Origin of the sequence: Flavobacterium sp. J27 (genome assembly GCF_004303025.1) — a bacterium.
Taxonomy (GTDB): domain Bacteria; phylum Bacteroidota; class Bacteroidia; order Flavobacteriales; family Flavobacteriaceae; genus Flavobacterium.
Genome location: NZ_PJQW01000005.1, coordinates 279,400 through 301,786, shown reverse-complemented (window position 1 = coordinate 301,786; position 22,387 = coordinate 279,400). Strand labels below are relative to the sequence as shown.

Below are 22,387 nucleotides of genomic sequence, written 5' to 3'. Positions count from 1 at the left end.
AACTTTTATTTTATTTGTTTAAAAAATTTTGATTCTGGTCCATAAGAACCATAAATTGCATTAAATGTAGCGCTTAATTTATTCATATTAAGGTTGTTTTTGTATTGATCTAAACAGGTAATTACTAAACTCTTCTGGGTTGCTTTTGAATATATTTGATCTATTCGTAAAGCATGAAGTAACAATTCTTCATCTACTTTTCCAAATCGCAGTTCTTTTTGATACTCGTTAAACACACACGTTTCTTCCTCATTATTTATTAGTTCAAGCATTTCTTCATTTGGCATCCAACCGCTTCCATGTCTTGTCGTATAAGATCTTGTTACATAAAACAACTCTATATCTTCAATGTGTACTTGTTTACAAATCTCTACTGCATTTTTGGAGGTTGTATTCGCATACGTTACATTGGGAAACACGCCATGATCCATATCTAATAAGATACCCTGACTTCCTTCAAAAATAAGGGTTTTATAGTTTTCCAAGATATCGTAATTAGAAATTTTCCAATCTATTTTTGCGATACAATCTAAGAAATAGGCAACTTCGTTTTGCAACTGATTATCATTGGAAACACCGTAATATGATGCTATATTTTTTAATTTTTCGATTAGGAAATTTTGTGGCCCAATTAAGTCTATAGCAAATAATTGATAAGGACCTTCATTACGTTTCATCGTAGCACCAATTCCTTTACCACAAGAACCATGTGTTAGATTTTTTATATTATTTCTATTTTGCCAAACATCAAAAGGTGTAGTTATTTTGGCTAACGGATGAATGTACAAGTTGATGTTTCCTCCTTTTTCTTTTAATTCCAAAAATTCATTGTACAAAAGAGACGGATGAATCGTGCAATGTTCGCTAAAATACGAAGGTAAACCACGCAATGCTCCACTAGCAAAACTAGAATGCACATGCTTTTTTCCATTAAGCATTACAGTGTGTGCCGCTTGTTGGCCTCCAGAAAAACGGATTACTATAGCTTCAGGATTTTGGCTACAAAGAAAATCGGTGGTGATGCCTTTTCCTTCGTCTCCAAATCCTAAACCTATAACAATTTTGGCTTTTTTCATTTATAACATATCAATGTGATCAAATCCTGTTGTGCCAGAAACACCTGAATCTCCAGTAAATCCAGATTTGTGTCTTTCACATACAATGGTTTTAATCACATCTGGAATAGTTTTATAATCTTCAACGGAAATGCAATTTTCTCCTAATACTTCTTTCCATCCAATTTCTGCTGTTTGAGCTCTTCCAGAATGTAAAACACTAATGTGATACACTTCGTATCTTTTTTTAGCTTCTGCTAATAATTCTAAATCGCTATACGTTTGTTCTCCATTACCCATGATTTCTTTGATGGCAGAAGCAGGTAATGTTTTTAAATTAGGTTCGTCTCCAATCGTAAATAACAAGCCTTTTTGACCTCTTTTTTCAAAGGCATCTGTTCGTGTATGAAAAGCAGCAAAATACCAAGCTAACAGATAACTCTCTCCAGCATTGCCTCCACCACCAGATTCGATATAGGTTCTGGTTAACCACATGTCTAATTCTTCATCACCAGATTCAAATTGTCCTACTTGCAATGGATAACTATCACATTCATGGTCTCCAATACCAAGAAAAAGAAGTGCTGGATCTGGAACACCTCCATCAATAATACCACCCATTATTTTTGGCAACCCTTCTTTTACTAATTCATGTGGAATATGCCCCATACTTCCAGTAACGTCTAATCCTAAAATAATGGGGTATGAATTAGGGTTAGCTTCAGAATCTCTAGCTTCTCTAAAGGTTACTCCGTTAGGATTCATTGATTCATGAGCTCTTCTTAATTGGTTTTGTTTAAAGATTTCATTGGCAGCTTTTGAAGCGTATCCTTCAGCTGCAGCTTTATCAAAACGTGCTCTAAAATTATATTTTGTTCCTCCCATAATTAAAATGTTTTTCCAAATAAATATTCATATCTAGTTTTTGCTATTTCGAATTGAATTTTTAAATTTCTAATATTTAAAGACAATTCAATATCTTTTTGAACAAAAGTTTCTGGATTGAAATCGGCAAAAGTTAAACTGTTTTTGTCTAACGGACTGATATCGATACTGCTTTCTTGTTTTCTTTCCAAACGTTTTATTTTTAATTCGATATCTTCAATACGTCTTCTGTAGATTAATTCTGAATCTTCTGCAATAGCGTTTGCTCTGTCTTCTCTTATTTGATCGTTGTTTCTTCGTAAAGCATCAACAAATCTTGGTTTTAAATTATCACTCATTTTTTAGTTTTTAATAGTTCTTACTGTTCTAGAAACACCATTTCTTCCAAAGATACAGTTATATTACTTGATTAATATCCTTATAAATAATGATTTTCTTTTTCTAATTTCTTCCTTTTTCATTTGGATATAACGATTGTACTGAATCACTTTGCCAAAATTCTTTCGTTTCTATATCTAAACACGATATTTTACCTGTAAAAGCTGCACCTGTATCGATATTCCAAACGTTAGCTTTATGCATGGGTATTGTAATTCCGTAATTTATGGTAGGTGTGTGACCAATATAAATCTCATGAAACAACAATAATCTTTTTGGAAATAATTCACTATTCTTGTTAAGGTTTTTGTCCATTGAAACTGCTGTTTCCCACAAAGTTCTATCCCAAGAATAATTAGATGAGTAGGTTTCATGACTTGGTCCATGCATAGAAGAAAAACCAGCATGAATAAACAATCTGTTTTGCTCATCAACATGATAATCTTTCATCTTTTCAAAAAAATTCAAATGGTCTCTTTTTTTGTTTTTTTCCAAAGCATAATAAGCTTCAAATGTTAAAATTCCACCATGAAACAGCCATTTCCTTTCAGCAATACCAGTCGCTAAATAATCCATGCACCAAGTGTCGTGATTGCCTCTGATAAAAATACAATCCTGTTTTTCAGCCGTTTCAATTAAAAATTGAATTACCGGAGCAGATTCACTCCAACCATCTACATAATCTCCTAAGAAAATTAAAGTATCCGATCTAGTAATTTCTGCTCTTTCAAACAATTGTTGTAAAGCTCTTAAACCACCATGAATGTCTCCAAAAACTAAAGTTCTTTTTTGCATTTTAATAATCCCAAATTAATCCCTTTTCATTTAATCTGTATTGAAACTTTTGTGTGTCTCCAAATGTTTGATAGTCTTTGTAATTTTCATTAATTATTTCATCGTAAGCTAAAAACATTTGATTGGATGCAATAATAAAAGGCATTCGTCCACAGCCTGTACACAAACCAGGAATAGCTACCGTCTTAATAGCTTCATTGTTTTTACAAGCTATTAGAATCGCTTTCATAGCTAAATAAGCATTTACAGAAGTTTCAATATTAAAACTCATAGGTACTCTCATTGTAGGTGCAGAAATTAAATATGGAATGGTATCATTTCCTGTAGTAAGCGTAATAGATTTTCCAATGAGTAATTCCTTTTCATCTAATTGAGCAATTTGAGCTTGTAACTTTTCTTGTAAATGCCAACCTAATTTCTCAGAAATATGTAAATCCAATCCACCATCCATAAAACCAAAAGAATTGGCCGGACTAACAATAGCATCGCAAGGAACTTCTAAAATATCTTGTCCTATGATTTCTACATTTGGACAATCTTTAAAATCTTCTTTCCAAGCGTTGCCTAATGCTTCTTCTCTGTAAACTAATTTAACTTGTAACATGTTTAAAATTCTATATATTCTGCTGGTACTTGATCGGTTAACCAAACTCCGTTTTCTGACACATAAAAAGAATAGCCATCTGCATGCATTTTAGGTGCATTGATACTTAAAATAACAGGTTTTCCTCTTCTACTGCCAACTTTTATAGCTGTTTCTCTATCTTGACTCAAATGTACGTGTTGTCGGCTCATTTTTAGCAAGCCTTCTTTTCGAATGGCTGGCAAAAATTTATCCACTGTTCCGTGGTATAAAAAATGAATAGGTTCGATTTCTTTCAATTCTAATTCGACTGAAATGGAATGCCCTTGACTCGCTCTTATTTTGGTTTTGTCTTCATTGAAAGCGAATCTTTTTTTATCATTGTTTTCTACTACGTAATCCAATAGCGCATGATCTAATTTCTTATGGAATTTATTACATTGAATAATAAGTTCCTCTACATTTGCCCATCCGTTTTCATCTAGAGTTAAGGCTATTTTTTCTGGTGCATGCCTTAGTACTAAACTAAGGAATTTACTTGTGCTTTTTATTATATTTTCATTCATTTCTACTTCATTTTTAGTCGTTTCTTTTAGAAACCTTTAATTTTCTATTCAATTCTTCATCTGAGAAATAAAATGGTTTTTCTTCAGGAATTACCAACTGATCCAATACTTTATTTTTTACAAACTCATATTGTTCTGCAACAAATGGAGATATATCTTCTATTAACAGGATATCATCTTTTGAAAAAGTACGAATGTGTTCGTTTCGCAATCCAATTTGAATAGCTCTTCTATCTAATTTGTCTCCATAAGGATCATGATCGGGATCCCATTGCAAGCGTACATTTGAATTTTTAACTGCTTCTTTCCAAGATTCCTGTGATATACCTTCCACTTGATTAAAAGAAGAATAAACGGCGTCTTTCAAATACCTTTCAAACGCTTCAAGTTTTAAATGTATGGCTAAAACAACCTCTTGTCCTTCTTTGGTTCCCCAACCATTGCGATACATCATCCAAAGAAAATTAGGTTTAATCCAAGTCATTCGATCCAAACTAAAAGCACCACCAAAAAATTGGTTTTCAGCTGCAAAATGACCTATTTCATTTCGATAAGATTGGTAAACGATTATTTTTTCATGGTCGTATTGCGCCATGATATGATAGCCTTCTTTAGGCCATTCTAAAATTTGTTCAGTATATTTTTTTAATTTAATTTTCATTTTTAATTTTTAACAGTTGTTTGTATAACATGTAATTTCCCTCATCAAAGCATACAAACGTAATTTCTTCTATGTTCTTAATTGAAAATTTTTGAACTGTATCGATGACTATTTGAGCTGCTTCTTTCTTTGGAAACCCATAAATCCCGGTACTTATATTAGGAAAAACAATTGTTTTTACTCCATTTTCTTCAGCTATTTGCAATGCATTTACATAACAATTGGCTAACAGTTTTCTTTTCTCCTCTTTATCGCCATTCCAAACTGGTCCAACGGTATGTATGACATATTTTGAAGGCAAATTTCCAGCAGTAGTAATAACCGCTTCACCTACTTTACAACCACCTTGTTTGTTTCTTATAACCATACATGCTTCTAAAATAGCATTTCCTCCTGCTTTATGAATGGCACCATCTACACCGCTTCCTCCTAATAAAGAGGTGTTAGCGGCATTGACGATGGCGTCAACTTTTATTGTTGTAATATCTGCTTGTTTTACCTTAATTATCATCCCTAAAAATCATAAACTGTTACCTCAACATCTTTTTTAGAAAGTGTTTCCAAAATAATAGGTTCAATACATTCCCATTTCCCACCAGCTAATCCACAGCCAATTCTTGGCATATGAACGGATGCTTGTTCGTTTCTTGCAAAGTCTGAGACTTTGGCAAGTGCTTTTTTTACTGATTCATAACGAATAGGCACTTCACCTTTTTGATCTCTATTAATTTTATGCTGCGCAATCATATTAGCCACCCATATATCTTCTTCAACAGCAACAAATTGAACCTCTCCTAATTCAAAATTTTCTTTGGATTTGAACCATTCTCTATATTGCTTTTCTGGAGTTTTCCATTTTTTTGAAAGCGCCATCACAAAGCCTTTTCCCCAACCTCCTATATCATTACATATATGAACTATTATCCTGTTATCATTCCCAATTGGAGTTGTTGCATCTCCTGTTACATATTGAATTTCTTTCATTTCCTTAAATTTAATTTATTGGTTTTCCATCCAAAATAGCTTTGCTTACTTTCCCAATAGGTATTCGATACACGGGTATTTTAATATTATAAAACGCTACCAATTCTTTAATTTTAGTATCAATTTCTTCTTGATAATATCGTGACGAAAAATGTCCTAAAATCAACTGTTCTATATTGCAATTGGCAACCATTTCAAAAACTTCTTCTAAAGAGCTATGTCTGTTTTTATCATTTTTAGTTTGCGTTTCCTCTTTAGTTAAAAAAGTAGCTTCATGAATTAATACTTTCGCACCTTCAAAACGAGCATAATCCACAACAGGAGTATCGCCAGAATAGGATAATAAATTGGTTTTTTGTTCTTCCATCAAAAATGGTTCTCCTTTTTCTTCCCTTATCTTTTTAATCGTTTCAGAAGGCATTCCTAGAAATTCTGTCTTTAGCTTCTTTTTCGTTTCCCATACTTTATAACTCAAACTCTTAATGATTCCATTAGAAGTATAAACATGTTCATTTTCTAAAGACTCTACTGAAATTCTTTCTTTTATTATTATATGTTGTCCTTTATCTATTGGTTCCCAAAATGTTCCTTGGATATGTGGATCAAATTTCTTTGAAAAAGCTTCTAAAAAAGGAAAAGATTGTGATCCTTTAGGATAATATATAGTAGGCCCAATATGAGAAAAGAGTTGGTTATATTGCAATAATCCTGCTAAATGATCTCGATCTGCATGAGAAACAAAGACTTTCTTTATTTTTCCACATTTCCCCATTAATCCTGATACCAATCCATCACCTGCATCAAAAAGGATTCCAAGTTCTTCGATAAAATACCATGTAGCAAATAAAGCGGTTGAATATCCGTGTATAGTTAGTTTCATAAATACATTTTGCTCCACTGGAGCTGTTTTTTATAAATATTGAACTCCGCTGGAGTTGTATTACTTCTTATTACATTCTTAACTTTTCAATTAACGGAATCGTTTCGGCTTGTTTTTCTTTTGTAAAACCTTCCCAAAAATTTGACACTCGATTGCGGAAGCAAAGGACACCTCAAAACACTATTTTGCTTCTTTTATCAAAACATCAAATACTTTTTGCATTCCAGTTGTAGCTTTTTCTTTGACATAAATAGCTCTTCCCCCATAGTTTCCTCCATCATGATCTGGGTTGATAATGATGAGTTGGGCATCGGTTTTTATAAAGTTCAAAAGATTAGCTGCTGGATACACTTGCAAAGACGTCCCGATTACCATAAAAATATCTGCTTGTGCTACTAATTCGACAGCAATAGGATACAATGGCACATCTTCTCCAAACCAAACAATATCAGGTCTTAACTGAGAACCATCAGTTGCTTTATCGCCAATTTTAATATCATCAAAGCAATCATAACTTAATTTTCTGTTCAAAGAAGAACACATTTTATTTAACTCCCCATGAATGTGTAATACATTTTTAGAACCTGCTCTTTCATGCAAGTCATCGATATTTTGAGTAATGATTTGCACTTCAAAATAACCTTCTAGTTGTTTAACTAAATGATGTGCTTGATTAGGTTCCACTTGTTTTAATTGTTGTCTTCTTTGATTGTAAAAATCCAATACTAATTCGCGATTTTTTCTCCATCCTTCTGGAGAAGCCACATCTTCCACTCTGTGATTATTCCATAATCCATCCGCATCTCTAAAGGTTTGAATTCCGCTTTCCGCACTAATTCCTGCACCTGTTAATATTGCTATTTTCTTCATTTTTAAATCTTTTTTATTCTACTTTTTATTTATAAACGGTTCTCGATACATTTTTCACTCCACTTTGTTACGTAAAAACACTCGAACTGACGCTGTTCTATAGGTACTAAAAAGTATTTTTATTATATAATTTTTTATTCAAAGTTTCATTTTGAGAAGGTTTATACTTTTCTCCATAAAAGACTTGTACAATTTTAATTTCTCCAACGATGTTTTCATTGAACGTTTCTAATTCTTCTGATGGAATCCATAATTCGTTATGGTTTTTATCACCTACATTTTGAATTTCGAATTGTTGTAAATACTCACTAACTACTCCAAAAGCCGTTACTATGCCACAATAACTTGAAAATTCATCGGGTGTGTTCCATTCTTTGGCGATTTGTGCTGCATATTCCTGATTCATTACTGGATAAAAAATAGGTTGCCATTCCAAACGAGGTGGAAAAGCTGAGAAATTACTTTCTGCAATTAATTCCATTTCTCTTAAGCCCACTGGTCTGTATAAAGTTGTTGTTTTCATTCAATTCATGTTTTCTATTTAGAGGTCAACGCAATTTTTTTTCCAATTTCATTATCAATAGGATAAACCTTTTCTACAGGTAGAAGCCTTTGTGCTTCAATATATTTCCCATTTTTAATTAGCTCTCTCATTTTTTTTACTAATGGTGTGTAATCTTCAATATCCACAATCCAATCTTCATTATATTCTTGGATTAAAAATCTACTAATTCCTACTTGTATCGATTGATAGTTTAGTTTTACTCCTTTAAAATTTCTTTCTGGATCCCATTGAATATGTGTTTTTGCATTTGCGAACTTTTCTTCCCATTCATAACCTGTCGTGTAAACTTTTGAATCTGGATAAGTTAACACTCCTAAACTAAGAGCTTCTTCCCATTTATTTCGTTTTATTTTAATGGCTAATATATACTCTTGATTTGATTTATTTCCCCAATTACTTCTTTCCATTAACCATAAAAATGAGGGTTTAATCCATGTCATTCTGTTAAAGGAAAATGGTTTTTGGAATTTTTTATTTCTTATTGCTGTTAACGCTATATCCTTCCCATAAGCTTGATAAATTGTAATGGTGTCTTTATTATAAGTTGCTCTAATTTCATTATACGATTTCATTTTAATTCCTCTCTAACCTTCATTAAAATTTTTCCTAATTTATTTTTGCCCTTTCCATTTCCACCGTCTCCCCAGTACGCATCATTTTCAGTATGTTCAACAATAATTGCATTATTAGTTCCAACTAATAAACTTCTTAACTCCTCATGTTGCATAAACTTGGCTTTGATAACCTCATACATGACATTATCTTTCTTTTTATCCCAATTCATTTTTATTTTTTCCTTTCTACTTCTTCCTAATTCTGCAGCTTTCATTGGTGTGAGTGCATTGGCTATCTTATTTTGATACGCTTTATTTTCGAATTTTTGAGCTTGAAAATAATGTTCTGCAGTTTGCCATACCTGACCATTTAGTCTTACAGGATAATTGGCAAAGTTTGAAAATTCACCATAGTATCCTAGTTCACTATAAAACTTTATTTCTTCTTTTGCATTATTCATGATACTATTCTTTCTTCATTTTATACATTACATCGCTACGTATAGCATATTTAAAACCTTTTTCAATTATTTTACCTTCGTGCCTATAAGGATGATAAAAAACTAATGCACTTCCTGTTTTGGGTTGGATAGTAAACAAATCTTCAAATTCGGTTGCTCCACCTTCAAATTCTTCATTGAGATAGATTAGAAAAGTAAAAAAGCTCTTTTCTCTTTCGTTTCTTTTAAAACTTCCGTCTCTATGCATTTTAAAGCGCTGTCCAGGACTGTATTTGTAAAAACGGAACATTTCGTTAAGACCTATTTGATCATAATTCCCAATTTCATTTGATAGAAATGGTAATGCTCTTTGATACAGTTTATTTGCTAGCATCTCATCTTTATATAAAATTCTATCATTGTCCCTAACACTTTTTAATAACGTTTGTGTATTAACTCCAGTTTGAACTTTAGCTTCTTCATATCCTATTGCTTCGCTTTTTTGAATGAGTTCCTCACATTCTTCTTTGGACAAAAAGTTTTCTATTACAAATATGTCTTTGTTGTAAACTATTTTTTTCATTTCCTATCATTCTTAATTCATCCCTTACTTCCATTAAAGCAAAACCTAGTAAATTTAATCCTTTCCATAATTTAGGATTCTTTGAATTTCATGATCAGCTGTTAAACCAATCCCCCAAATTGCATCGACTGGACTGGCTTCTACTAGCACTCTTTCTTTCGTGTTTAATAAAAATTCTTTTAACACTTTATTTTGAGTAAACTTATGAAGATTGCCTTGAATTACTATTTCGCCTCTTTTTTCTAACCATATAGTTTGATTAAAATTATGTACTTGCCTTCCAATTGCTTTAGCTTCTGCAGGTGATTTTGCTTCAATTATTCTTTTGTACTGTTCCAAATCATCGAATAGCATTGCTTTTTGTGCCATCATCCAATGTTCTGCAGAAGGATAAACAACACCTTCAACTTCAAAAGGAGCAATCCACCATTGACTAAAACAACTTGCTGTTATTTCATTATTTTTACTCTTTTGGTGTCCCCAAAAAAAGACATACTTATTTCTTTTTCCTTTTTCAAATTCGGAAATTAATTTTTCAATTGTGTACTTCATATTTCTCACTCATTTGATCACATAAAATTGTGATATCTTCTTTTCTTGCTAAAACGGTTATCCATTCTTGTGGAATACTTTCGTAACCATATAATAATCCAGCTAAACCACCTGCAATAGCAGCTGTAGTATCGGTATCACTTCCTAAATTTACTGCTTTTAAAACTGTTTCAGAATAACTACTAGAGGTAAGCACACACCACAAACTGGCTTCTAAACTATCCAAAACATAACCTCCAGAACTAATCTCTTTTTCTTTTAATTCAGCTAACCAGACTAGTTCATAGTCTCCAATTTGGTTTTCTAAAACTCTATGAAATTTGTCTATTTCTGCTTGCGAACAAATAGGATTATTAAATAGAAAACCATTTACTTTTTCTTTCATTCCTTCGAAAGCTTCTTCTTTATTTTTTCCTTCTAAAAGCAATAAAGCATATTCTATATAGATAAAACAAGCTATTACTGATCTAATGTGAGCATGTGTTATGGAAGAAACTTCTTTTACAGTGTCAAACCTCTTTGTTATACTAAAATCCTTCACATAAAACAACAATGGTAACATTCGCATTAAAGAACCATTACCATTATCTCTTTCCGAAGTTCCTCCTGCTAAAAGAGGTTTTATTCCACTTTCTATTGAATGTATGGCAGAATTTGTTGCTATTCCAATATCAAAAACCCGACCATGTGGTGTCCAAAGCTGTTCTTGGCGCCAAAGCACAAAATTATTGGCAATCTTATTGATATTATACCCATGACATAAACTCTCCGCTAAACAAAACGTTAAGGAACTATCATCGCTCCAAGTTCCAAGAGGTTGATGATGTGTCCCAAATTCTTGCATGTTAATAACAGGATTGTTTTTAAGATACTCCCTAGACTTAAACTCTACTGGAACACCTAAAGCATCTCCTACAGCCACACCAAATAAAGCACTATGTATTGTTGTTGTTTTCATTACATTTCAAATGTTTTTAACAAATCCTCATTCTTAGTATAAATTGCAAAAATGATTTTTTTAAATGCACCCTTGTATTTGCCTCGTAAATGCTCTTTAAATAGTGATGCAATCATTTGAGGTTCATTCCTAAACACACCACAACCCCATGCACCCAAAATCAAGACTTCATTTCCTTTACTTAAGGATAACGCCAACATTTTATCTATTCTTCGCCTCATTACAACTTCAATCTCATTTTCTAATTCAGGTTCTTGCCTTTTAACGACACCAGCATTTACTGCTGCAGAAGTAATGAAATTACAATACATTGGTTGTTTTAATAATTCACCTCTATCCTTTCTAAAAACAGGGGTTTGTGGACTGTAAATCATTCCATCTGTATACATACATGATTTCATATTTCTGTGGGTATCGTAAAAAACTCTTGCTTGTAATTGACTACTATACAATGCAGAAGTTCTAGCTAAACTTTCTTCTTGCGCTTCAGCTCCAGAGATAAAACCACCACCTGGATTCTTTGCTGAGGCAAAATTCAAACACATTACTTTATTTGAACCTTCTGTTTCAACTATTTTTAAAATTGCGGTTAAAGTCGTACTCTTTACTACTTCAAAAACTGTCTCAAATTTCGATTCAATTTCTTGATTTTCTAGAAGTTCCTCTAGTTTATTTGCAGAATAAAAAACCGTATTCTTTAGACAATTATCTAAACTTTTACTTATATTAACTAGGTTTCCTTCTCTATTTTTATATGCTCTTTTTTCTAAAATTGCTAAAGTGTCTTTAGCCATACCTCTATTCGTCATAACATTCTTTCTTTCAAACATTAATTATTATATTCTATTCTGTATTTAATAGGAATTTTTGTTCTAATTTCTCATCCAGTTCCATTAAATACGTTTTTCCAAACTTGCCATTTTCTAATTCGTCAAATAAAAAAGTAGGTAACCTTTTTTCACAATCTTTTTTCTGACTTAAAATGGCCATACACAAAGCTGCCACTGTATCGGTATCTCCACCAAAATCGATTCCATATTTTAAACATTCTTCCATTGAAGTAGCTTCTGACACAATTTTTATTACCGCTTTAGTAGTGGGATAACCGTGCATATCTATTGGCGAAACCACCTCGTAAACTTCATCTTCTTTTAAAGTTTCATTCAAGAAAGAGATTAAATCCGTTTTTTTATCATAATCATATCGATAAAAATGCACGGCTAATGCAATTCTTTTAGCGCATAGAATTCCTTCTTCAGTATTGTGAGATGTTCTTGCTTGAATTTCACAAAAAGATAACATTTTTTCTATATCCTTAATATAACCAATTGGATAAGCTCTCATTGCAGATCCATTACCTGTACTTTGAAAAGTTAGATTACTAATAAACTCATGACCGTTTGTACTCGCATCAAGTGCATTGTAAACCCGATCAGAATACCCTCTTCTCTTGTCTCTATGAAAAGCCGTTACAAACTTATCAGCTACTTTTTCAATACTCCAGTTATCTTCTTCTAGTAACAGTTCTGTAATAGCAATTGCCATTTGAGTATCGTCTGTATACTTTTTATAGATTTCTGAATATAATCCATGTTTATGGTATTGAAGTAATTTGTTGTTTTTTTCAATATAATGTGCGCCTTGAAATTCAAAACCTGCTCCGTAAGCGTCTCCTATTGCTGCTTCTAAAATCATTTTTCCTTTTTTTTATGTGTTCTCGATACATTTTTTACTCCATTTCATTCCATAAAAAACACTCGAACTGACGTGAACTACTATTACTTTACTTCTAATTGAATTACTTCTACTTTTTCGTTTTCGATATCTTTAAAAGAATTGGTTGTAAAAATGCGTTCAAAAACTTGAAGGCTCTCAAAACCTTTATTGAATATCCCATGACTCACTGCTAAGTATAAGCGACCGGCATTTTTATTTTTCAGTTCTTCAGCTAAACCAATAAAAGTGCCTCCACCATCGCATATATCGTCTACAATTAAACAATCTTTCCCTTCCAAATCTTCTGAATACACTTTAAAACCAGATAATTTTCCTGTTTTCACATCTCTACTTTTACTGCATTCCACTACCTCAACACCTCCTAGAAATTCAGATACTTTATAGATTTTCTTTAAAGCGCCACCATCTGGAGAAATCAATAAAACTTCGTTTCCAATTTTCTGAATAACTTCTTGAATAAATTGATAATTAGGAATCACTTTACAGTTGTTTAAAACCGCTGGTGTTACTTCAGAATGAGGATCAAAAACGTGAATACTTTCTAGTTGCAAAGCATTGATAATATCTGCATACACTTTTACAGATAAAGGTTCACCAGGAATCATTACACGATCTTGTCTTGCTGCAGGAAAGTATGGTACTACTGCGGTAATCTTTTGAACACCCATTCTTCGTAAAGCATCTATTGCCAAACAAAACAAACCTAAGTCTGCAAAAGAATTGAGTCTATGCGTAACACAAACGGTTTGCGTAGTGCTAAAATCAGCTGTAATTTTTATATGCGGCTCACCACCAGAAAAAACAAAACTTTGAAATGCAATTGTATTTTGAATGCCAAGTGGTGCAAAATGAGGGTCTAAGTTAAGAATCATAGTATTTGTGTTTATTTTACACAAATGTATGATTTAATTTTTTTCTGACAAAATATTATTTTGTGTTTTTTTTACACTAATTTTATTTCAAAGTGAATTCCCTCTTTTTCAAGGCGTTTATACTCAGAAACATTAAAAGTATATAACTTGGCTGGGCGACCTGTTTTTTTGTTGGCAAATTCATCAGTTTCTATTATAAAACCAAAACTCATCATTTTTTTTCTAAAATTACGACGGTCAATTTCTTTACCAATAATAGTCGTATATAAATTCTCTAGTTGAGAAAATAGAAATTTTTGAGGCAATAAGTCAAAACCAATAGGTTGATAGGTAAGTTTGTTTTTAAGTCTTTGCAAACCCATTTGCACAATTTCGTTATGATCAAAAGCTAAATTAGGCATTTTATCAACTTCCACCCAAGAAACATGATCAGCATCAGTATCGGCAATTAAAGTAAGTTTAGAAGGATCAACCAAAGCAAAATAAGCAACCGAAACAACTCTATTTCTAGGATCGCGAGTTATATCATCACCAAAGGTGTATAATTGTTCCAAATAGTTTACCCCTACATTGGTTTCTTCTTTAAGTTCTCTTTTTACCGCTTCTATAAGCGTTTCATCTTCTTGTACCAAACCTCCTGGCAAAGCCCAATAGGTATTTTGACTCCCAAATTTTTGTTGGATTAATAGTACATATAATTTTGATTTTTGGTAGCCAAAAACAACAGCATCTACTGCTATTCTTATATTTTGATGATTTGCAGACATAAAAACGTGTATATAATACGCAAAGATAGCTTATTTTCTATTTTAAAGTAGTATTTCCGTGTTGGTTTTAGACTTTTATTGAAGATATACTAGAATTTTAATCATATATTATTAGCTATAAGGTTATTATAAAGTTACTATAACCTTACTATAAATTCAACATAAATAAGATATAACTATATTGTATAAATAAAATAAAAACAATTTTAGGTTGTGCTTGTTTCGTTGAAAATGAACGCTATTCTTATTTTTTGATAGCAACCCTGTAGGTAATTAAATAGGCTCTGTTTAATTTAAAATGAAAATCATATTTCCCTTTTAGATGGAAAGTAGTTTTAATTTCCAAAAGGTTTTCTTTTAATCTAGTAACTATAATTTCATTTGATTTTCTATAAGAACCTGAAACTAATTCAGCAGATAATTCATCTGTATTAATAGGTTTATTAGCTTGAAGATAAAAAATCACCTCTTGTCCTTTTTTACATTCCATCTCAAAGGTTTCAGGCTGAACTGGCATTATTCCATAGCGATAAGTACTGTTATAAACTATTGGAGCGCTTAAAAAAAAATCAATTGTAATAGGAGTGTCTAATAATAGCCATTTCTTTTCTAATGGATAATGATCTTTAGCAAAAACTATAGGATCGGATAAAAAATAAGAGTCGTTAAAATCTGAAACAAATTGATTGGTTCCCATGTCATAAAAACCAGCAGACCAAGTGGCGTCGCATAGATACCATTTATCATTTAGAGATACCGCATTCCAAGAGTGATTTGGAACACTTCGCTTTTTAATATTTTTAGTAACGGTCCTTCCGTAACCGTTTATAATTTCGCATTTTAAACCTGCAAATTGGGACATTTCTTTAATAAGATAGGCATAACCTGTACAAACTGTTTTCTTTTTATTTTTTAATTTTTCAAAAGTTTCTTTAGTAAATAATTTATCCCATTTTGCTAATTGTAGACTATCATTATACCATTTCTTCCTTTTACTGCTATTTTTTTCTGACGCATAATAGTCATTTTCAATATTATTACATACCCAAGTATACAACGCTCTAAATTTCTCAACCTCAGTAGTTAAGCTATTGGTTAAGTTATAGGATAAAACAGGCAAACTCTCCAGACTTGCTCCTTGATACTGAGCTGCTACATCATCTGCTTTTGTAAAATCGATAGTTTTAAAATCAGACAACTGCGCAACAAGTATGCAGGGTAGATAAAAAAGAATACCAAACAGCACTTTTTTACTCATTTCTAAACCAGTTACGAATTCTTTGAAAAAAAGAAGGCTTAGAATGGTATTCCCTGGCAACGGCTACTTCACCCATCCAAGCAATTTCTTCATCAAGTAATACAATGGAGAGAGGCTCTTGCGACACCACCACTTCTTTTGTTTTAAATCCAACATAACTTACAATTAAAACATCTCCAATTATTAAAGGTTTTGGAAAAGTAAACTCACCATTAAGGTTTGTTTGAACGCCCTTATATAACCCTTTTACAACAACATTAGCCCCTGGTAAAGGGCCTAACTTATCATAAACAACTCCCCTTACTATTATACCTTCCGTTTGTGGGTTCTGTTTTTGCTGGTTTGGTGTTTGTACGATTTCTGGTTTTCCTTTAGTTTGCGCACTTGCAGTACCAACTGCGAATAAAGACAACAAAGAAAAGCTTGCTAAACCTATATTTAAATAACTTTTTCTCTTAAGTAGCATTTCATTTTTTTCGCGAGAATAGGTTTTCAGTTGGGCTTCTTTAAACAAACCGCAAGTTTTTTGCGTAGTGGTGTTAAAATGATTTGCAATAGCTTCATCAGTCCAATTTCTAAAATCGATTACTTCCTTCTGACAAATAGTACAAAAACCTCCTTTTTCAGTTTGCAAAAAGTTATCGAATTTTTCTACACAAGGAGTATTTATGGAAAGGGTTGTTTTTTGGTGCATAGCAATAGGTCTTATACTATCAAATATAAGGAATTATATTTAAAGACAGTAGTACTTTTCTACTACTATCTTTAAAAAAATATTTTTATCAATAAAATTAGTATATTTGATTTTTGTAAAAAAGAAACTATGAAACACCCCATATCAATAGAAGCATTTTACAACGACATAAATGTAGCCTTACCCCATGATGTTAAGGAAGACATTGGTCATTTTAATGTTTTTGAGATTCCTAAAGTGATGGCCAAATACAAAGAACAAGCTGTTATGCCTTACAATAGAAGATCGTATTATAAAATAAGTTTGATTAGTGGTAAAAACAAGGCTGAATATGCAGATAGAACCTTCAATATAGACACCAACGCTTTGTTGTTTGCAACGCCAAAAATTCCTTATCATTATTATCCATTGGACGAAAATCAAGAAGGTTATTTTTGTGTCTTTACGGAAGATTTTTTGGTTAAAAGCCAAAGTCAGCTTGCTTTGAACAGCTTACCTATTTTTCAACCCAATGGGTATCCAATTTTTGAACTTACAGATGCACAAGTAAAAGAGTTTTCTTATATTTTTGAAAAAATGCAAAAGGAAATCAATTCCGATTATGCCTATAAATATGATTTGTTGCGTATGTATGTGTTAGAATTGATTCATCAAGGTCAGAAATTACAACCTGTAAATGCAACCTATTCGGAAGTGAATGCGACTAGCAGAATTACTTCTCTTTTTATTGAATTATTAGAGCGTCAGTTTCCGATTGAAGCACCGCAGCAACGTTTAGAATTAAAAACTGCCAAAGAATATGCTGATCGATTGTCTATCCATGTGAATCATTTAAACAAAGTACTGAAAGAAAGCACCGGTAAAACTACAACTAGCATCATTAACAATCGCATTCTTAAAGAAGCTAAAATACTCTTGCATCAAACGGATTGGAATATTTCAGATATTTCCTTTGGTTTGGGTTTTGAAGAACTATCTCATTTTTCCAACTTTTTTAAGAAACAAACTTCGCTCACGCCATTAAAATACAGGTCCACCTCAAATTGATTGAAATTTACAATTTTTTACTTGTTAGTTGTAACTCCTAAGGTTTTTCAATAAATACCTTTGTTCCTGTAATCATAATAAGAAATAATCATGAACAAAAACAAAATTGCATTAGTAACAGGTGGTAGCCGTGGTTTAGGAAAAAACATGGTTGTCAGTTTAGCAAAAAAAGGAATCGATGTTATTTTCACCTATCATAGTAATGAAGTAGAAGCTAAAAAAGTAGTTACTGAAATTGAACAATTAGGTCAAAAAGCAGCGAGTATTCAGTTAGACACTTCCAAAAGCAATACTTTTGACACCTTTAAAAACTCTTTGGTTACTGTTTTAAAAGAAAATTTTCAAGCCGAAAAGATTGATTTCTTAATCAATAATGCAGGCATTGGTATACATGCTTCTTTTGAAGAAACAACCGAAGAACAATTTGATTTACTTTTTAATATTCATTTAAAAGGAGTATATTTTCTTTCACAAAAATTAGTTCCAATATTACAAGATGGTGGTGGTATTGTAAATGTTTCAACAGGATTAGCGCGTTTTACCACACCAGGTTATGCAGCATATGCAACCATGAAAGGAGGTATTGAAGTTTTAACACGCTATCAAGCAAAGGAACTTGGAGCGAGAAGAATAAGAGTAAACACAATTGCGCCAGGAGCTATAGAAACCGACTTTGGAGGTGGTGTGGTAAGAGACAATAAAGATTTAAATCAGTTCTTATCCTCTGTAACTGCTCTGGGAAGAGTGGGGCTCCCTGATGATATTGGTGGTATAGTAGCCTTTTTATGTACAGACGAAGCGAGCTGGATTAACGGTCAAAGAATTGAGATTTCTGGTGGTATGATGTTATAAAAATAACTTACCTTATAAAAAAAGAGCCTTTAAAAAGGCTCTTTTTGATTGTTATAAAGTATAAAAATGCATTATTCTATCACTAATTTTGCTGTATACAGTTTTCTAGAATGTATTTTTATGATATAAACTCCTTTAGCTAAATCTTGTGTGATTAAAGAATATTTATTGTTGTTAATATTATTGGTTTTGTATAGCAATTTCCCTTGTAAATCAAACAATTCGATAGCATCTATAGGATAATCACATTGCAAGATGGTTTTATTTTCTTTATTTGTTGGATTAGGAAACATGTTAATACCTTTGTCTATTGCAAATGCTTCTTTATCCAAAGTATCCATCATTTGAAAAGAAACACGATTAGACACTTCGTTGTAAGAATCATTGGTAAACATAACGATATAATAATTTCCAACTGTAGAAGGCATATTTTCAGGTGTAATGGTTGCATTTCCTTCGGCTACACCATTAAAATATTGATAACTTATTAAAGGATCACTATTTGGATCGTCTCCTTCATTATAAATACCCAACCAATCCTTTACAATTCCTGGGGCATCTGTCCAAGAGGCATTAATTTGTTCCCCTAAATCATATACTGGACTATCAATCCATAATTCGGTTACCAAATCACCAACTTTAAAAAAGACTTTTTCTCCAATAGCATTATAGCTATCTTGAATATAATACTGAGCATAATAATACCCTTTTGGTAAATTGGTAAAGGTCTTACTACCATTAGATGTCGTTACATATTGCCAAGCTGCTGAAGGCGCATCACCTGCTTCAATACCCATTTTATAAATAGCAATCCAATCGTTTGCTAGGTTTGGTCCATTGGTAAACGAAATAATAACTTCTTCACCGACAGCATATTCACTTGAATTAGAAGTTAAAACAGGTATAGCTCCTACGTAGAAGTAAACTCTATCGGCCACTTCCGAATAGCCATCATTTTCAAAAACAGCAGCAAAATAACGACCACTTTGCGCTAATCCAGAAGTAAAATTGACAGTACCTGTAGCAGTACCATTAGTATATTGCCATATTTGAGACGCAGGCCCACCTGGTGTTTGACCGTCTTTATATATACCAATCCAAGTATCATTAGCAGCAGGTACATTTACATAATTAACAGCAATTGCTTGATTATTTGCATAGGTAAATGTTGGACTATCGATTGTAATCTCAGGGTTAGCCACATTACTATTAATTACTTCAAAAGATACAACATCACTCCATGAAGACCATTCTAAATTTCTATCACGATAACGAAGTCTTGCGTAGTGTGTTCCATTATCTAAAGAATTTGACACAATATTTATTTTGGTGATATCCACACCTAAATTAACATTTACAGTAGAATCGGTTTGCGTTGCATATTTACCAAACAAATTTTCATAATCGCGGTAGTATTCTTTTTCTAAAGTATTAAAATCATTAAATTTAGATATTTGAAACTGAGAAGTGTTTAATAATTCGTTTTCAGTGGTTGTAAAACTAGTTCCTTCTAATAAAATAGGCAATTCTACAGGTTGAGAAAAAACATTTGTTATCGCAGGTTTTACAGGAGCATTTTTATTTTTATAGCGATGGAACGAATCCATTAACTGATTGTTTTTCCATTTAAAAATACTTCCTATAGAATAACTTTCTACGTCCATTTTTCCATTAACAACATCGATATCTACTATTTGATACATCCAATTGCTGATGGTTTTTTGTACATCTTCAAAATCTTGTTCTGTAGACATAGACCAATATTGATCCCAAGCCGTTCCACCTGAGATAATCTGATAAGCCTGTGCGTTTTTTAATTGCCCTCTATGATACAAATGATGATGTGCACCAATGTGCATGATGTATTTATCCGAAGTAGTTAAAAGAGGTACCGCAGTTTGTCTTACCCAGTTTGAAATATCCCCTACATATTGTTCCGCTTGATATGGACGATGACTTAAAGAAAAGATCCAATCTACGGTCGGGTCATTCTCAGCTGCGGTTAGCACTTGTTGTAACCAAGCATACTGTGCAGAACCAGTATGTTCTGAACTCATACTAATAAACAACACATTTCCTGCTTGTTGCGCATAATAATTCTCGGTATTAGAGGAAATACCTTGATAAGACAATTCACTCATAAAAAAATGGCTATAATAGGAATTCATACCTAATGTTCCATAGGTCTCGTGATTACCAACAGTTGTTTGAATAGGAATATTTCCAGACAACCCCCTATTCTTTTTGAAATGTACATGCTCATAATGGTCTAACGTTCCTACATCTACTTGATCACCCACCATAAATGTCATGGCAATATTATCATCAGGAGATAATGTATTACCCCATTTTTCTTTAATTTTTCTTTTGGCAGCCGATACTAATGAATCATAACGAGGCTCGTTTTTTAATTGGTTATCCCCCATAATTAGGAAACGAATGTGTCCGTCTGCTGTAGCGGCTTCACCAGGATTTGGCAATGTTTTAAAAGAATATACAGCCGACTCGTTTGTTCCAGTTCTAATTTTATAATAATATTTTGTATTAGCTGTTAAATTTGTCAGTTTAGCAGAATGATAATAGTAATTTCCAGGATAGCCAGAATCGGTAAAAATGTTAGTATTTCCAGTTAAAGTAATATTTAAATTACTAGCATCTAGTCCATATTCAACAATAGTTTCAGAGTTGGCATCGGTTTTCCAACTCACATAAATAGAATTAGGAGTCACATTTTGCAGATACGGATACAATATTTGAGAGAACCCTGAAAAAGTGATCAAAAAAAAGAATAAGAAGGTAGTTTTTTTCATAATAGTTTGCTTTTTAGCTATTGCAAAACTAAATCCATCCTTCTTTTTGATTGTTTTTAAAAAGTTATCTAATAATAAAACTTAGATTAGAAAATAGTTAAGATTGTTAAGTGTAAGTTAAACCAAAACTTAAAAAAAAACTTTAATTTCACTTAAGACCTCATCTAAAACACTGTTGAGTGTGTCATTTTTCCGTGACAATAAAAAAACTTTTGTGTTAGGCATCTTAGGACTATTCCAGAGTAATTGTATTTTACCTTCTTCCAAGAATGTTTTGGCATTACTATCCCAAACTACAGCTAAACCAGAATTTTTAGACAAGGTATTAATCATCTCATTTTCGGAAGGAATAATATAATTAGAAATCATGGAAGGTCTTTTCTTATCAAAAACATGAAGCCAAAACAACTTTACATGAGGAATTCTAGCATCGTAACTATACCATTTTTGTTGGTTTAACCAATGTTCTACTGCCATTAAATTCTCATTTTCTATTTCTTTGAGACAATCTGTAATATCCAAATCATTACTCGCTATCATAATTTGTTTGATAGTTCCTACCTCCTTTTGAATGGTATCAAAAGTATCGTATTTACGAGTTACAACGGCAAAATCAATTTTTTTGGAGTCTACCAATTGAAATAGGGTGTCATTTTCGGCAAAGGTAAAATCGATAAAATCAAATTTAGACAATAATAAATTACCAATACTTGAGAATAGATGTTTGGAAATCCCAACAGAAACTAGCTTGTTTGAACTGAAGGCTTTTTCTCTAAATCCGTTTTCAACATTCTCTAAACGATCTAAAGCTTCGATGATTAAATTATTAAGCAATTTAGCATATTCTGTGGGTTCAACTCCTTTTGATTTTCTATTAAATAATTTATAACCTACGTGTGCCTCCAACATACTAATTTGCTGGCTTACAGCCGGCTGACTAATAAACAATTCTTTGGCAGCATTTGAAAAATTGCCATTTTTATAAACTGCTTTAAAAGTGCGATACCATTCTAAATTAACCATATAAATAAATTCTAAAAT

Annotated in this window: 27 protein-coding genes; 2 read left to right on the top strand and 25 right to left on the bottom strand. The window is 32.2% G+C overall.

Annotated features, from left to right (window positions below; translation table 11 throughout):
* Window positions 1–5: 5 nt before the first annotated feature.
* The 23 genes from CX675_RS09310 to CX675_RS09200 form a co-directional block, all read right to left on the bottom strand.
* Window positions 6–1,076: an adenylosuccinate synthetase gene (locus CX675_RS09310; protein WP_130734965.1), complete on the bottom strand. Its 1,071-nt coding sequence runs from the start codon at window positions 1,074–1,076 to the stop codon at window positions 6–8.
* Window positions 1,077–1,940: a hypothetical protein gene (locus CX675_RS09305; RefSeq protein WP_130734964.1), complete on the bottom strand. Its 864-nt coding sequence runs from the start codon at window positions 1,938–1,940 to the stop codon at window positions 1,077–1,079.
* 2 nt (window positions 1,941–1,942) lie between these two features.
* Window positions 1,943–2,278, bottom strand: a complete 336-nt coding sequence (locus CX675_RS09300; protein ID WP_130734963.1) for a hypothetical protein — start codon at window positions 2,276–2,278, stop codon at window positions 1,943–1,945.
* 103 nt (window positions 2,279–2,381) lie between these two features.
* Window positions 2,382–3,113, bottom strand: a complete 732-nt coding sequence (locus CX675_RS09295; protein ID WP_130734962.1) for a metallophosphoesterase — start codon at window positions 3,111–3,113, stop codon at window positions 2,382–2,384.
* A 1-nt stretch (window position 3,114) separates the two neighbouring features.
* Window positions 3,115–3,717 carry a macro domain-containing protein gene (locus CX675_RS09290; protein ID WP_130734961.1) on the bottom strand — a complete coding sequence of 201 codons (603 nt, stop codon included), beginning with the start codon at window positions 3,715–3,717 and terminating at the stop codon, window positions 3,115–3,117.
* 2 nt (window positions 3,718–3,719) lie between these two features.
* Window positions 3,720–4,262 (bottom strand): RNA 2'-phosphotransferase, encoded by a 543-nt coding sequence (locus tag CX675_RS09285; protein ID WP_130734960.1) that lies wholly within the window; start codon window positions 4,260–4,262, stop codon window positions 3,720–3,722.
* A gap of 13 nt (window positions 4,263–4,275) precedes the next feature.
* Complete coding sequence (locus tag CX675_RS09280) at window positions 4,276–4,923, bottom strand: DUF4291 domain-containing protein (RefSeq protein ID WP_130734959.1); 648 nt, start codon at window positions 4,921–4,923, stop codon at window positions 4,276–4,278.
* The gene (locus CX675_RS09275) at window positions 4,913–5,434 is read right to left on the bottom strand and encodes an O-acetyl-ADP-ribose deacetylase (protein ID WP_130734958.1); all 522 of its coding nucleotides are present in this window, start codon (window positions 5,432–5,434) and stop codon (window positions 4,913–4,915) included. Before CX675_RS09275 ends, CX675_RS09280 begins: the two co-directional genes overlap by 11 nt.
* A 2-nt stretch (window positions 5,435–5,436) precedes the next feature.
* Window positions 5,437–5,907, bottom strand: a complete 471-nt coding sequence (locus CX675_RS09270; RefSeq protein WP_130734957.1) for a macro domain-containing protein — start codon at window positions 5,905–5,907, stop codon at window positions 5,437–5,439.
* Between the two features lie 10 nt (window positions 5,908–5,917).
* Window positions 5,918–6,787: an MBL fold metallo-hydrolase gene (locus CX675_RS09265; RefSeq protein ID WP_130734956.1), complete on the bottom strand. Its 870-nt coding sequence runs from the start codon at window positions 6,785–6,787 to the stop codon at window positions 5,918–5,920.
* Between the two features lie 180 nt (window positions 6,788–6,967).
* Window positions 6,968–7,657, bottom strand: a complete 690-nt coding sequence (locus tag CX675_RS09260; protein WP_130734955.1) for a Sir2 family NAD-dependent protein deacetylase — start codon at window positions 7,655–7,657, stop codon at window positions 6,968–6,970.
* 106 nt (window positions 7,658–7,763) lie between these two features.
* Entirely contained in the window at window positions 7,764–8,180 is a 417-nt protein-coding gene (locus CX675_RS09255; RefSeq protein ID WP_130734954.1) for an ADP-ribosylation/crystallin J1, read from the bottom strand.
* A gap of 14 nt (window positions 8,181–8,194) precedes the next feature.
* The gene (locus CX675_RS09250; protein WP_130734953.1) at window positions 8,195–8,794 is read right to left on the bottom strand and encodes a DUF4291 domain-containing protein; all 600 of its coding nucleotides are present in this window, start codon (window positions 8,792–8,794) and stop codon (window positions 8,195–8,197) included.
* Window positions 8,791–9,237 (bottom strand): NADAR family protein, encoded by a 447-nt coding sequence (locus CX675_RS09245; protein WP_130734952.1) that lies wholly within the window; start codon window positions 9,235–9,237, stop codon window positions 8,791–8,793. Before CX675_RS09245 ends, CX675_RS09250 begins: the two co-directional genes overlap by 4 nt.
* 4 nt (window positions 9,238–9,241) lie before the next feature.
* Window positions 9,242–9,799: a 2OG-Fe(II) oxygenase gene (locus CX675_RS09240; protein WP_130734951.1), complete on the bottom strand. Its 558-nt coding sequence runs from the start codon at window positions 9,797–9,799 to the stop codon at window positions 9,242–9,244.
* Window positions 9,800–9,853: 54 nt separating this feature from the next.
* Window positions 9,854–10,351, bottom strand: coding sequence for an NADAR family protein (locus CX675_RS09235; protein WP_370277665.1), 498 nt, complete (start codon window positions 10,349–10,351; stop codon window positions 9,854–9,856).
* Window positions 10,335–11,309, bottom strand: a complete 975-nt coding sequence (locus CX675_RS09230) for an ADP-ribosylglycohydrolase family protein (RefSeq protein WP_130734950.1) — start codon at window positions 11,307–11,309, stop codon at window positions 10,335–10,337. The genes CX675_RS09235 and CX675_RS09230 overlap by 17 nt, the downstream gene beginning before the upstream one ends.
* Window positions 11,309–12,139, bottom strand: coding sequence for a TIGR02452 family protein (locus tag CX675_RS09225; RefSeq protein ID WP_130734949.1), 831 nt, complete (start codon window positions 12,137–12,139; stop codon window positions 11,309–11,311). The genes CX675_RS09230 and CX675_RS09225 overlap by 1 nt, the downstream gene beginning before the upstream one ends.
* A gap of 13 nt (window positions 12,140–12,152) precedes the next feature.
* Window positions 12,153–13,004: an ADP-ribosylglycohydrolase family protein gene (locus CX675_RS09220; RefSeq protein WP_130734948.1), complete on the bottom strand. Its 852-nt coding sequence runs from the start codon at window positions 13,002–13,004 to the stop codon at window positions 12,153–12,155.
* Window positions 13,005–13,087: 83 nt separating this feature from the next.
* Entirely contained in the window at window positions 13,088–13,918 is an 831-nt protein-coding gene (prs, locus tag CX675_RS09215; RefSeq protein WP_130734947.1) for a ribose-phosphate diphosphokinase, read from the bottom strand.
* Window positions 13,919–13,989: 71 nt separating this feature from the next.
* Window positions 13,990–14,685 (bottom strand): NUDIX domain-containing protein, encoded by a 696-nt coding sequence (locus tag CX675_RS09210; RefSeq protein WP_130734946.1) that lies wholly within the window; start codon window positions 14,683–14,685, stop codon window positions 13,990–13,992.
* A 244-nt stretch (window positions 14,686–14,929) separates the two neighbouring features.
* Window positions 14,930–15,943, bottom strand: a complete 1,014-nt coding sequence (locus tag CX675_RS09205; RefSeq protein ID WP_130734945.1) for a transglutaminase domain-containing protein — start codon at window positions 15,941–15,943, stop codon at window positions 14,930–14,932.
* Window positions 15,936–16,637, bottom strand: coding sequence for a carboxypeptidase-like regulatory domain-containing protein (locus CX675_RS09200; protein WP_130734944.1), 702 nt, complete (start codon window positions 16,635–16,637; stop codon window positions 15,936–15,938). The genes CX675_RS09205 and CX675_RS09200 overlap by 8 nt, the downstream gene beginning before the upstream one ends.
* 129 nt (window positions 16,638–16,766) lie before the next feature.
* Here CX675_RS09200 and CX675_RS09195 point away from each other — a divergent pair, with 129 nt between their 5' ends.
* Together CX675_RS09195 and CX675_RS09190 are read left to right on the top strand one after the other, a co-directional pair.
* Window positions 16,767–17,684 (top strand): AraC family transcriptional regulator, encoded by a 918-nt coding sequence (locus tag CX675_RS09195; RefSeq protein WP_130734943.1) that lies wholly within the window; start codon window positions 16,767–16,769, stop codon window positions 17,682–17,684.
* A gap of 90 nt (window positions 17,685–17,774) precedes the next feature.
* Window positions 17,775–18,536 (top strand): SDR family NAD(P)-dependent oxidoreductase, encoded by a 762-nt coding sequence (locus CX675_RS09190; protein ID WP_130734942.1) that lies wholly within the window; start codon window positions 17,775–17,777, stop codon window positions 18,534–18,536.
* A gap of 71 nt (window positions 18,537–18,607) precedes the next feature.
* Here CX675_RS09190 and CX675_RS09185 read toward each other — a convergent pair whose 3' ends face one another.
* Together CX675_RS09185 and CX675_RS09180 are read right to left on the bottom strand one after the other, a co-directional pair.
* Entirely contained in the window at window positions 18,608–21,346 is a 2,739-nt protein-coding gene (locus CX675_RS09185) for a fibronectin type III domain-containing protein (RefSeq protein ID WP_130734941.1), read from the bottom strand.
* 129 nt (window positions 21,347–21,475) lie between these two features.
* Entirely contained in the window at window positions 21,476–22,369 is an 894-nt protein-coding gene (locus CX675_RS09180) for a LysR family transcriptional regulator (protein ID WP_130734940.1), read from the bottom strand.
* Window positions 22,370–22,387 lie beyond the last annotated feature (18 nt).